Annotated in this window: 11 protein-coding genes; all 11 read left to right on the forward strand. The window is 65.8% G+C overall.

The annotated features are described in order from the left end of the window. Window positions 1-4 precede the first annotated feature (4 nt). Complete coding sequence (gene rimP / locus U1700_RS02580) at window positions 5-544, forward strand: ribosome maturation protein RimP (RefSeq protein WP_332749865.1); 540 nt, start codon at window positions 5-7, stop codon at window positions 542-544. Beyond that, window positions 545-2,188, forward strand: a complete 1,644-nt coding sequence (nusA, locus tag U1700_RS02585; protein WP_332749867.1) for a transcription termination factor NusA — start codon at window positions 545-547, stop codon at window positions 2,186-2,188. After that, window positions 2,169-2,924 carry a DUF448 domain-containing protein gene (locus U1700_RS02590; protein ID WP_443025868.1) on the forward strand — a complete coding sequence of 252 codons (756 nt, stop codon included), beginning with the start codon at window positions 2,169-2,171 and terminating at the stop codon, window positions 2,922-2,924. The genes nusA and U1700_RS02590 overlap by 20 nt, the downstream gene beginning before the upstream one ends. Continuing rightward, window positions 2,921-5,455, forward strand: coding sequence for a translation initiation factor IF-2 (gene infB, locus U1700_RS02595; protein ID WP_332749869.1), 2,535 nt, complete (start codon window positions 2,921-2,923; stop codon window positions 5,453-5,455). Before U1700_RS02590 ends, infB begins: the two co-directional genes overlap by 4 nt. A gap of 147 nt (window positions 5,456-5,602) precedes the next feature. Then, on the forward strand, window positions 5,603-5,995 hold the full coding sequence (rbfA, locus tag U1700_RS02600; RefSeq protein WP_332749871.1) for a 30S ribosome-binding factor RbfA: 393 nt from the start codon (window positions 5,603-5,605) through the stop codon (window positions 5,993-5,995). Next, window positions 5,992-6,537 (forward strand): GNAT family N-acetyltransferase, encoded by a 546-nt coding sequence (locus tag U1700_RS02605; protein WP_332749873.1) that lies wholly within the window; start codon window positions 5,992-5,994, stop codon window positions 6,535-6,537. Before rbfA ends, U1700_RS02605 begins: the two co-directional genes overlap by 4 nt. After that, window positions 6,537-7,154: a thymidine kinase gene (locus U1700_RS02610; protein ID WP_332751112.1), complete on the forward strand. Its 618-nt coding sequence runs from the start codon at window positions 6,537-6,539 to the stop codon at window positions 7,152-7,154. Before U1700_RS02605 ends, U1700_RS02610 begins: the two co-directional genes overlap by 1 nt. Continuing rightward, window positions 7,151-8,047, forward strand: a complete 897-nt coding sequence (gene truB, locus U1700_RS02615) for a tRNA pseudouridine(55) synthase TruB (protein WP_332749875.1) — start codon at window positions 7,151-7,153, stop codon at window positions 8,045-8,047. The genes U1700_RS02610 and truB overlap by 4 nt, the downstream gene beginning before the upstream one ends. Window positions 8,048-8,061: 14 nt before the next feature. After that, window positions 8,062-8,331: a 30S ribosomal protein S15 gene (gene rpsO / locus U1700_RS02620; RefSeq protein WP_332749877.1), complete on the forward strand. Its 270-nt coding sequence runs from the start codon at window positions 8,062-8,064 to the stop codon at window positions 8,329-8,331. Between the two features lie 154 nt (window positions 8,332-8,485). Next, entirely contained in the window at window positions 8,486-10,900 is a 2,415-nt protein-coding gene (gene pnp / locus U1700_RS02625; protein ID WP_332749879.1) for a polyribonucleotide nucleotidyltransferase, read from the forward strand. 127 nt (window positions 10,901-11,027) lie between these two features. Beyond that, the gene (locus U1700_RS02630; RefSeq protein WP_332749881.1) at window positions 11,028-11,777 is read left to right on the forward strand and encodes a hypothetical protein; all 750 of its coding nucleotides are present in this window, start codon (window positions 11,028-11,030) and stop codon (window positions 11,775-11,777) included. Window positions 11,778-11,870: the final 93 nt, after the last annotated feature.

Consider the following 11,870-nt stretch of genomic DNA (forward strand, 5'->3'; position numbering starts at 1 on the left):
TTGCTTGGCCGATATCGCCACCATCACGTCGCTCATCACGCCTGAGGCCGAAGCCCTCGGGCTCAGCCTCGTGCGCGTGATCATGATCGGCGGGGCATCGGACCCCACGCTTCAGGTGATGGCCGAGAAAGCCTCGACCCGGCAGCTTGAGCTCGCCGATTGCGAGGCCCTGTCGCGGCGGATTTCGGACGTGATCGATGCCGAAGAAGCCGCCGGGCGCGACCCGGTCGAGGGCGCCTATCGGCTCGAAGTCTCGTCCCCCGGGATCGACCGCCCGCTGACCCGTGCGGCGGACTATACCGACTGGGCCGGGCATGAAGTGCGCGTCAAGTTCACCGAACCGCAGGACGGCGCCAAGCAGGTCAGCGGGATCATCGACGGGATCGACGACGGCGGGACTGTCACGATCACCAGTCCCAAGGGGCAACGCTCCTTTCCCTTCTCGTCGATCGCCGCGGCAAAATTGCTGCTGACCGACAAGCTCATCAACGCGACTGCGCCGATCAGCACCGACGGCGCCGATACCATCAAGACGGAGAGTTAAATGGCTACCGCTGCCCCCCAGACCGCCGGTCCGAGCGCCAACAAGGCCGAGCTTCTCGCCATCGCCGACGCGGTCGCCAAGGAGAAACTGATCGATCGCGCGATCGTCATCGAGGCGATGGAGGATGCCATCCAGCGCGCCGCCCGCGCCCGCTACGGCGCCGAGAACGATATTCGCGCCAAGCTCGATCCCGTCACGGGCGACCTTCGCTTGTGGCGCGTCGTCGAAGTCACCGAAGAGGTCGATGATTATTTCAAGCAGGTCGATTTGAAGGGCGCGCAGAAGCTGCAGAAGGACGCCGCGATCGGCGACTTCATCGTCGATCCGCTGCCCCCGATCGAGTTCGGTCGCATCGCCGCCCAGGCCGCCAAGCAGGTCATCTTCCAGAAGGTCCGCGACGCCGAGCGCGACCGGCAATATGAAGAATTCAAGGAACGCGGCGGCGAAGTCATCACCGGCGTCGTCAAGCGGGTCGAGTTCGGCCATGTCGTTGTCGACCTGGGCCGCGCCGAGGGCGTCATCCGCCGCGACCAGCAGATTCCGCGCGAAATGGTCCGCGTTGGCGACCGCATCCGCAGCCTGATCCTGCGCGTGGCCCGTGAGGCGCGCGGTCCGCAAATCTTCCTGTCCCGCGCCCACCCCGATTTCATGAAGAAATTGTTCGCGCAGGAAGTCCCCGAAATCTACGACGGGATCATCGAGATCAAGGCCGCCGCCCGCGACCCGGGCAGCCGCGCCAAGATCGGCGTCATCAGCTATGACAGCAGCATCGACCCGGTCGGCGCCTGCGTCGGCATGAAGGGCAGCCGCGTTCAGGCGGTCGTCCAGGAAATGCAGGGCGAAAAGATCGACATCATCCCGTGGAGCGAGGATCTGGCGACCTTCGTCGTCAACGCGCTCCAGCCCGCGACCGTCGCCCGCGTCGTCATCGACGAGGAAGAGAGCCGGATCGAGGTGGTCGTTCCCGATGACCAGCTTTCGCTCGCCATCGGTCGCCGCGGCCAGAACGTCCGTCTCGCGTCGCAGCTGACCAACAGCCAGATCGACATTCTCACCGAGGCCGATGCCAGCGAGAAGCGCCAGCGCGAATTCATCGAACGCTCGACGATGTTCCAGGAAGAACTCGACGTCGACGAGACGCTTGCCCAATTGCTGGTCGCCGAAGGCTTCACCTCGATGGAGGAAGTCGCGTACGTCGACAGCGACGAAATCGCCTCGATCGAAGGGCTCGACGACGAGATCGCCGGCGAACTCCAGAGCCGCGCCGCCGAAGCGCTCGAACGCCGCGAAGCCGCGTCGCGCGAGCAGCGCCGTACCCTTGGCGTCGACGATGCGCTGGCCGAGCTGCCGCACATGACCGAAGTGATGCTGGTCGTGCTGGGCAAGGCCAATATCCGCACGCTCGACGATCTTGCCGACCTCGCCACTGACGAGCTGATCCAGAAGAAGCGCCAGGAGCCGCGCCGACGGGCCGAAACCGCAGTCAAGCGGCCCGAGGACAAGGGCGGTTTGCTGGCCGATTTCAACCTGACCGAAGAGCAGGGCAATGAGATCATCATGGCCGCCCGCGCGCACTGGTTCGAGGACGAAGACGCTACTGCTGCTCCGACTGGGGAGGACGCGGTTGCGGAACAAGCAGAATGACCCGCTAGGCGATCCATCGACGCTGGACGGCCCCGTCAACGGGCGAGCGGCGCGGGCGGCGGACAATGTCCGCACCTGCGTCCTCAGCCGTGCGCCCGGAACGCGTGATACGCTGATCCGCCTGGCGCTCGGCCCCGACGGCCAGGTCGCGCCCGACGTGCGTGCCCGAGCCCCTGGGCGCGGCGCGTGGATCGGGGTCGGCCGCGCCGCACTCGACGCCGCCAACGCCAAGGGCAAGCTGAAGGGCGCGCTCGCCCGCGCGTTCAAGACCAGTGACCTCGCCATTCCTGCCGACCTTGGCGAGAAGATCGAAGGCGCGCTTCGCCAGCATTTGCTCGACCGGCTGGGGCTTGAAGCGCGCGGCGGCACCCTGCTGTCGGGCTCGGACAAGGTCGAGACGGCGTGCCGGTCTGGCCAGGTCCACCTGCTGATCCACGCCGCCGACGCCAGCATAGACGGCAACAAGAAACTTGACGCCGCGTGGCGAGTCGGCGGTGCCGACCGTCGCGGCCATGACCGGGGTATGGTTTTTCCCGAAACCCGCACCATCTTGTCGATGGCGCTTGGCCGCGAAAATGTGGTACATATCGCGCTGACCGATGCCGCCGCCGCCGCTCGCGTATCCAGCGCGATTGCCCGGTGGCGTGCTTTCAATGATCCCGATGCCGGGCTAGAGGGCGGCCAGCGCGCCGCTCAAGCCGCTGGCTCGACTGACGAAGACGAAGGACAAGAATGACCGACCAGAGCGACAAGCCCAAGCTTGGCACCCGGCCCCCGCTGGGCCTCAAGCGCACGGTCGAGACCGGCAAGGTGAAGCAGAGCTTTAGCCATGGCCGATCGAATACCGTCGTGGTCGAGGTCAAGAAGCGCCGCATTCTCGGCAAGCCCGGTGAAGCTGCGGCCCCTGTGGTCGAGGCGCCCGTTGCGGCTGCGCCCACGCCGCCACCGGCGCCCGTCCGCGCCGCCCCGCCCCCGCCTGCCCCCGTCCAGCGCCGCCCGGCCGACGATATCGGTGCTCGCCGCGAGCTTCAGGCACAGCTGCTGCGCGAGGCCGACGAAGCCCGCATGTCGGCGCTCGAGAACGCCCGTCGCCGCGACGATCGCGCCAAGGTCGAACAGACCGAGGAAGAAAAGCGCCGCGCCGAAGATAATCGCAAGGCCGATGAGGCCGCCGTGGTCGAGGCCGCGCGCGTCGCCGCCTTGCCCCCCGAGGAAGCTCCCGCGCCGTCCGTCGACGCCGCTGCCCCCGACGAGCCCGATGCTGGCGCCAGCGCCGCCCCCGGCGACGACCGCGTCTATCGCAAGCCCGGCCCGGTCCAGGTCGTCAAGCGTCCCGAAATCGTGCGCCCGGCGCGCGGCAAGATGGGTGACGATCGCCGCCACTCGGGCAAGCTGACCGTCACCAAGGCGTTGGCCGGTGAAGACGATAATCGTGCCCGCAGCCTGGCCGCGCTTCGCCGCGAGCGCGAGAAGCAGAAACGCTCGCAACAGTCGGCCGGACCGTCGTCCAAGCAGTTCCGCGAAGTCGTCGTGCCCGAAGGCATCACCGTCCAGGAGCTCGCCAATCGCATGGCCGAGCGCGGATCCGACCTGATCAAGTCGCTGTTCAAGATGGGCCTGCCCTCGACCCAGCAGGACGTCATCGACCAGGATACGGCCGAACTGCTGATCACCGAATATGGCCACACCATCAAACGCGTCAGCGAGAGCGATGTCGACATCGACTCGGCCGCCGACGTCGATGCCGATGCCACGATGGTAACGCGCTCGCCGGTGGTCACGATCATGGGCCATGTCGATCACGGCAAGACCTCGCTGCTCGACGCCATTCGCGGCGCTTCGGTCCAGTCGGGCGAAGCCGGCGGAATTACCCAGCATATCGGCGCCTATCAGGTGACCATCCCCGACGGCTCGAAGATCACCTTCCTCGACACGCCCGGCCATGAAGCCTTTACCGAAATGCGCCAGCGCGGCGCCAACGTCACCGACATCGTCGTGCTGGTCGTGGCCGCCGACGATGGCCTTCGCCCACAGACGATCGAGGCGATCAACCAGACTAAGGCCGCTGGCGTGCCGATGATCGTGGCGATCAACAAGATCGATAAGCCCGAGGCTAAGCCGCAAAAGGTTCGCGAGGAGCTCCTCCAGCACGAGATCGTGGTCGAGGACATGGGCGGCGACGTCCAGGACGTCGAAATCTCGGCGCTCAAGAAGACCGGGCTCGACAAGCTGCTCGCGGCGATCGAAGCCCAGGCCGAACTGCTCGAACTGAAGGCCAACCCAGACCGCGCCGCCGAGGCGACCGTGATCGAGGCCAAGCTCGACAAGGGCCGCGGCCCGCTCGCGACCGTGCTCGTCCAGCGCGGCACATTGAAGGTCGGCGACGTGTTCGTTGCCGGTGCCGTCTCGGGCAAGGTCCGCGCGATGCACGACGACCAGGGCAAGATGGTCAAGACTGCGGGTCCCTCGGTCCCGGTCGAAGTCCTCGGGCTCGGCGCGGTCCCCTCGGCGGGCGATCCGTTCACCGTGGTCGAAAATGAGGCGCGCGCGCGCGAAGTCGCGGCCTATCGCCAGGGCCTGCGCGACACCAAGCGCACGACCACGGCGCCGATGAGCGTCGAAAATATGTTTGCCGACAAGGCCTCGACGATGATCGAGTTCCCGCTGGTCATCAAGGCCGACGTCCAGGGCTCGGCCGAAGCGATCGTCAACGCGCTCAACCGCCTGTCGACCGACGAGATCAAGGTGCGGATCCTCAGCGCCGGGGTCGGCGCGATCACCGAGAGCGACGTTACCCTGGCCTCGGCCTCGGGCGCGCCGATCATCGGCTTCAACGTCCGCCCCAACGCCAAGGCGCGCGAAATCTCGACGCGTCACAAGGTCGAATTGCGCTATTACGACGTCATCTACCACCTCACCGACTGGGCCAAGGGCGCAATGGCCGGCGAGCTTGGTCCCGAGATCATCGAGACCGTCGTCGGCAAGGCCGAAATCCGCGAGGTCTTCTCGGCCGGCAAGCATGGCAAGGCCGCCGGGCTGCTGGTGGTCGAAGGCATCATCCGCAAGGCACTCAAAGCGCGTATCACGCGCGAGGACGTCATCACCTACACCGGCGAGATCGCCTCGCTGCGCCGTTTCAAGGACGATGTTGCAGAGGTGCGTGCGGGTCTGGAGTGCGGCGTGACCTTCACGCAGAATTTCGTCGACCTCAAGGCGGGCGATTACCTCGAGACCTACGAAGTCGAGGAGCGCGCGCGGACGTTGTGAACAATCCCTCTCTCACTGGGAGAGGGAGGGAGCCGCACCGCGGCGGAAGGGTGAGGGCGACGAACGTGCGCCGGTCACCCTCACTTTCCCACCCGGATGGCCGGGCGGGCCCCTTCCTCTCCCAGTGGGAGAGGAAATGGAGACAGAATGCGCACTGCTGAAACCCCCGAAGGACGATCGGTCCGCCTGCTTCGCGTTGGCGAGCAGATGCGTCATGTCCTGTCCGACATCCTGACTCGCGGCGACGTCCATGACGATACGCTCGCGTCGCATCTGGTCAGCGTCACCGAGGTCCGGATGACCCCCGACCTGCGCCACGCGATCGTGTTCGTGAAGCCTTTGCTCGGCCAGGACGAGGAGGTCGTGCTCAAGGCACTGCGCACCAATACCGCTTACCTGCAGCGCGAGGTCGCACGCCGCGTCTCGCTCAAATATGCCGCCAAGCTGCGCTTCCGCGCCGACGAGAGCTTCGACGAGGGCGGCAGGATCGACGCGCTGCTGCGGACCAAACATGTCGCCCAGGATCTCGGCGAGGAATGACCGATCTCGCCGCGCCGATGAGCGGCGAGGGCTGCCGCGCCGAGCCGTTCGCCGAGCACCATCGCGAGGCGCTGCGCGCCGCCTGCGCCGAGGACGGCGACATTTGGGCGATGTACGGCGTCAGCTATGATCCCGACCATTTCGACGCCAGCATCGACCGCCTGATCGCCGACCCTTTCGCGCATTTGTTCATGCTGTTCGACGGCGACGAATTTGCCGGCATGTCGGCCTACCTCAACCGGCTCGACGCCCGCCAGACGATCGAGATCGGCAACACGTTCTACCGCCCGCATCTTCGCGGCACCGGCTTCAACGCCCGGGTGAAAGCGATGATGCTCGAGCGCGCCTTTGCCAGCGGATATCGGCGGGTCCTGTTCTGCGTCGACCGCCGCAACGCCCGCAGCCAGGCGGCGATGCGCAACCTCGGCGCGGTGCGCGAGGGCGTGCTTCGCGCCGACCGCATCACCTGGACGGGCCATGTCCGCGACACCGTGCTGTTCGCAATCCTGCGCGACGAGTGGCCGATCGCGAATTCGCGCTGATGGCCAAGCTCTATTTCTATTATGCGGCGATGAATGCGGGCAAGTCGACGACCCTGCTCCAGGCCGACTTCAACTATCGCGAGCGCGGCATGGAGACGATGCTGTGGACCGCTGCGCATGACGACCGCTCTGGCGCGGGCAAGATCGTCTCGCGCCTCGGAATCGAGACTGATGCCCACGCTTTCTCGCCCGAGATTGACCTGCTCGACGCCATCGTGCGCGAGCTGATCCGGCGCAAGCTCGACTGCATCCTGGTCGACGAGGCGCAATTCCTCACTCCCGATGACGTCCTCCAGCTGTGCCGCGTCGCCGACCAGCTCAAGATCCCCGTGCTCTGCTACGGGCTTCGCACCGACTTCCTCGGGGCGCTGTTCCCCGGCTCGGCATCGCTGCTCGCGCTGGCCGATGCGCTGGTCGAGCTGAAAGCGGTGTGCGAGTGCGGGCGGAAAGCGACGATGAACCTGCGTGTCGACGCCGACGGCCATGCCGTTTCGGCCGGCGCGCAGACCGAGATTGGCGGCAACGACCGCTATATCGCGCTGTGCCGCCGCCATTTCTTCGACCGCCTGCGCGAGAGCGAGGCGCGCCAGCTGAGCCTTGCCATCCCGAGAACATGATCAACGGCTGGCTGATCCTCGACAAGCCGCTCGGGCTGGGTTCGACCCAGGGCGTCTCGGCGGTCAAGCGCGCGCTTCGCGAGGCGGGCGAGCCCAAGCATCGCGTCGGCCATGGCGGGACGCTCGATCCCTTGGCGACGGGCGTGCTCCCGATCGCCATCGGCGAAGCGACCAAGCTTGCCGGGCGGATGCTCGACGCGACCAAAGTCTATGAGTTTACGATCACGTTCGGTTCGCAGACCGACACGCTCGACCTCGAAGGCGCAGTCATCGCCATCAGCGACGTCCGCCCGACGCTGACCGCTATCGAGGCCGTCCTGCCCCGTTTTACCGGCCCGATCGAGCAGGTTCCGCCCAATTACTCGGCGCTGAAAGTCGACGGCAAGCGCGCCTACGACATGGCACGCGCGGGCGAGGAGTTCGCGCTCAAGACCCGTGCGGTGACGGTGCACTTGCTGCAAATCCGCCCCGATCTCGCTCGGGGGGAATTGGAATGCGTCACCCTCTCCGCCACTGTCTCCAAAGGCACCTATATCCGCTCCCTCGCCCGCGACATCGCCATTGCGCTCGGCACCGTCGGTCACGTTACCATGCTCCGCCGTACGAAGGCCGGGCCGTTCGACCTCTCCCACGCGATATCGCTGGACAAATTGACCGATCTTGCTACGGCGCGCTCGCTTGATGGGGCGGTCCTCCCGCTATCCGCGGGGCTGGACGACATCCCGGCCCTCCCCGTCACTCCCGCAGAAGCCACCCTGCTCCGCCACGGACAGAAGCTGACACGGACGCTCGCGACACCGGGCCTTCACCTTGCCACCGACGCTGGTCGTCCGGTGGCCCTGGTCGAAGCCGGCACCGATGGCCTCACGGTCGTCCGCGGGTTCAACATCTAATCAAGGAGTATCCGATGTCGATTACCGCTGAAAACAAGCAGAAGCTGATTACTGAACATGGTCGCACCGAAGGCGACACGGGTTCGCCCGAGGTCCAGATCGCGATCATCACCAGCCGCATCCTTACCCTGACCGAGCATTTCAAGACCCACGCGAAGGACAATCATTCGCGTCGCGGCCTGCTCATGATGGTCAACAAGCGTCGTTCGCTGCTCGATTATCTCAAGCGTGAAGACGCCAGCCGCTACACCGCACTCATCGCGAAGCTTGGTCTTCGCAAGTAACCGCAAGGGCGCCTTCGGGCGCCCTTCGCACATCTGGGGCAGTCGCAATAAGGCGACCGTTTCCGGGAGGGCCAAAGGGCCCGAAACCGCTGCAGGCCGGATTGCCCGCAAATGATGTCCCGGCCGCATTTGGCGCCCGGGTGAAGGAAACAACATGTTCGATATCAAAACCGTAGAAGTCGACCTTGGCGGCAAGACGCTGAAGCTCGAAACCGGGCGCGTCGCCCGTCAGGCCAATGGCTCGGTCCTCGCGACCTTGGGCGAAACCGTCGTCCTGTGCGCCGTCACCGCTGCCAAGTCGGTCAAGCCGGGGCAGGATTTCTTCCCGCTGACCGTCCACTACCAGGAAAAATTCTCGGCCGCCGGGCGCATCCCGGGCGGCTTCTTCAAGCGTGAGCGCGGCGCCACCGAAAAGGAGACTCTCACGAGCCGCCTGATCGATCGCCCGATCCGCCCGCTGTTCCCCGAAGGCTTCTACAATGAAGTCCTCGTGATCGCGCAGGTCCTGTCCTACGACGGCGAGAATGAGCCCGATATCCTCGCGCTCATCGCCGCTTCGGCCGCCCTGACCCTGTCGGGCGTGCCCTTCATGGGCCCGATCGGCGGCGCGCGCGTCGGCTATATCGACGGCGAATATGTCCTCAACCCATCCCCCGACCAGATCAAGGTCAGTGACCTCGACCTCGTCGTCGCGGGCACCCCCAACGCCGTGATGATGGTCGAATCCGAAGCCAAGGAGCTGTCGGAAGAGGTCATGCTCGGCGCCGTGATGTTCGCCCATCGCGCCAGCCAGAAGGTCTGCAACGCGATCATCGACTTGGCCGAAAAGGCTGCCAAGGATCCGTGGGATCTCGCCACCAGCGACGCCAAGACCGCCGCCAAGGCGAAGCTCAAGACCGTCGTCGGCAAGGACATCGAGGCCGCCTATCGCCTGACCGACAAGTCCGAGCGTTCGGCTGCCCTGACCGTGGTCCGCGACAAGGCCAAGGCTGCCTTCGCCGATGCCGACGCGCAGGAGCAGATGTCGGCGTCCAAGGCCGTCAAGAGCCTTGAGGCAGACATCGTCCGCACCGCCATCCTCAAGGAAGGCCGCCGCATCGACGGTCGCGACACCAAGACCGTCCGCCCGATCGAGGCGATGGTCGGCTTCCTGCCGCGCACCCACGGTTCGGCGCTGTTCACGCGCGGCGAGACCCAGTCGATCTGCACCACTACCCTGGGCACCAAGGACTCAGAGCAGATGATCGACGGCCTCGACGGGCTGAGCTACTCGCGCTTCATGCTTCACTATAACTTCCCGCCCTATTCGGTCGGTGAAGTCGGCCGCTTCGGCGCGCCGGGTCGTCGCGAGATCGGCCATGGCAAGCTGGCGTGGCGCGCGCTGCATCCGGTGCTGCCGTCGAACGAGGAATTCCCCTACACCATCCGCGTCCTCAGCGACATCACCGAGAGCAACGGCTCCTCGTCGATGGCGACGGTCTGCGGCGGGTCGCTGTCGATGATGGACGCGGGCGTTCCGCTCAAGCGTCCGGTCGCCGGCATCGCGATGGGGCTGATCCTCGAAGGCAAGGATTTCGCGGTCATCAGCGACATCCTCGGTGACGAGGATCATCTGGGCGACATGGACTTCAAGGTCGCCGGCACCAGCGAGGGCATCACCTCGCTGCAGATGGACATCAAGGTCGCCGGGATCACCGAGGAGATCATGAAGGTCGCCATGGCCCAGGCCAAGGAAGGCCGCGCGCACATCCTCGAGGAGATGGCCAAGGCGCTCGACCATACCCGCACCGAAATGTCGGCCCATGCTCCGCGCATCGAGACGATGTCGGTTGCCAAGGACAAGATCCGCGAGATCATCGGCACCGGCGGCAAGGTCATTCGCGAAATCGTCGCGACAACCGGCGCCAAGGTCGACATTGACGACGAGGGCGTGATCAAGATTTCGTCGAGCGACATCGCCCAGATCGAGGCCGCTCGCGCCTGGATCCACGGCATCGTCGCCGAGCCGGAGATCGGCACCATCTACTCGGGCAAGGTTGCCAACATCGTCGATTTCGGCGCGTTCGTGACGTTCATGCCGGGCAAGGACGGTCTCGTCCACGTCTCGGAAATCAAGAATGAGCGGGTCGAGAATGTTCGCGACGTGCTGAGCGAAGGCCAGGACGTCAAGGTCAAGCTGCTTGAAGTCGACCAGCGCGGCAAGGTCCGCCTGTCGATGCGCGTTGTCGACCAGGAAACCGGTGCCGAGCTGGAGGACACCCGTCCTCCGCGTGAGGCGCGCGAAGGCGGCGACCGTCCGCGTCGCGATGGCGGCGGCGGTGATCGCGATCGCGGCCCGCGCCGTGATGGCGGCGGCGGTCGTGGTCCCGGTGGCGGCGAAGGTCGTGGCCCGGGCGGCGGCGGCGGTGACCGTGGCCCGCGCCGTGACGGCGGCGATCGCGGTCCCCGGGGTGATGGCGGCGGTCGCGGTGGCGATCGCGGCCCGCGCCGTGACGGTGGCGGATCGCGCGAAGACGGCCCCGCGCCCGAATTCGCCCCCGCCTTCCTGACCGGCGGCAACGACGAATAATCCAAGTCCAAAGTAGCAGAAGGGCCTCGCAGCAATGCGGGGCCCTTTTTCGTTGTCGGCCCCGCCCCACCTTGGCGCAGTTGCGATCAGCGGCGCTCCATGCTCTCATCACGCCAGAGGGGGTCTGATGAGACAAGGCATAAGCCAAGCTGCCGATGGCCCTGCGGCGCCGGTTCGCCGCGGGGGCACCCGCCCCGTTCCGCGCAAGCTCCACGGCTATTTTATCGCTTTCACGCTATTATTCGCTGCCATCGTGCTGGTCGGCTTCTCGCGAACTTTCTTCATCCCCATCGCCCACGGCTCACTGTCAAAGCCGCTGGTCGTCCACTTCCATGGTGCCCTGTTTTTCGCGTGGACGGGGCTGCTGGTGATCCAGGCGTTTTTGGCGGCAACGAAGCGGCTCAAAGCACATCGGGCGATCGGGGCGATCGCACGCTGGCTGGTACTGCCCATGCTTATCCTTGGCAGCATCGTGGCGGCGCGCGACACGGTGCATGATTACAAGGCCGGTGACGGTGACGCAGCGCTGTCATTTTTCTACGGCGAACTGGCCGATCTGGCGATGTTCGGCCTCCTCGCGGGCGCCGCGATGCTGCTGACCCACAAGCCCGACTATCACAAACGGTGGGTGATCCTGGGCAGCCTCGGCCTGATCGGCGCCGCAATCGGTCGCATTCCCGAGATCAGCGCGTTTGGCCAGTACATCTTCTTCGGGCTCATCGCATCGCTCGCCGCCTATGACCTGGCCAGCCGACGCACGATCCATCCCGCAACCTTGATCGGCGCCGTCACGCTGTTGCTGCTCGGACTTACCGAAGTGCCGATCGGGAACAGCGCGTGGTGGCTGAGCATCGCCCATCCGCTTCTGGGGGTCTGAGACTTTTTGCGGCCTCCGATTGGGGCAAACTTTAACCTTGTCGATTTTGCTGTCCTACAGGCGGGTGACCGGCCTAGCCGTGACAAATGCATT

It is taken from the genome of Sphingomonas sp. RB1R13 (assembly GCF_036663775.1).
Lineage (GTDB): Bacteria > Pseudomonadota > Alphaproteobacteria > Sphingomonadales > Sphingomonadaceae > Sphingomicrobium.

Bases quoted from the DNA above. Each gene is read 5' to 3' on its own strand.
- nusA (WP_332749867.1), top strand. From the start codon at position 545: ATGGCTACCGCTGCCCCCCAGACCGCCGGTCCGAGCGCCAACAAGGCC.
- infB (WP_332749869.1), top strand. From the start codon at position 2,921: ATGACCGACCAGAGCGACAAGCCCAAGCTTGGCACCCGGCCCCCGCTG.
- rbfA (WP_332749871.1), top strand. From the start codon at position 5,603: ATGCGCACTGCTGAAACCCCCGAAGGACGATCGGTCCGCCTGCTTCGC.
- U1700_RS02605 (WP_332749873.1), top strand. From the start codon at position 5,992: ATGACCGATCTCGCCGCGCCGATGAGCGGCGAGGGCTGCCGCGCCGAG.
- U1700_RS02610 (WP_332751112.1), top strand. From the start codon at position 6,537: ATGGCCAAGCTCTATTTCTATTATGCGGCGATGAATGCGGGCAAGTCG.
- truB (WP_332749875.1), top strand. From the start codon at position 7,151: ATGATCAACGGCTGGCTGATCCTCGACAAGCCGCTCGGGCTGGGTTCG.
- rpsO (WP_332749877.1), top strand. From the start codon at position 8,062: ATGTCGATTACCGCTGAAAACAAGCAGAAGCTGATTACTGAACATGGT.
- pnp (WP_332749879.1), top strand. From the start codon at position 8,486: ATGTTCGATATCAAAACCGTAGAAGTCGACCTTGGCGGCAAGACGCTG.
- U1700_RS02630 (WP_332749881.1), top strand. From the start codon at position 11,028: ATGAGACAAGGCATAAGCCAAGCTGCCGATGGCCCTGCGGCGCCGGTT.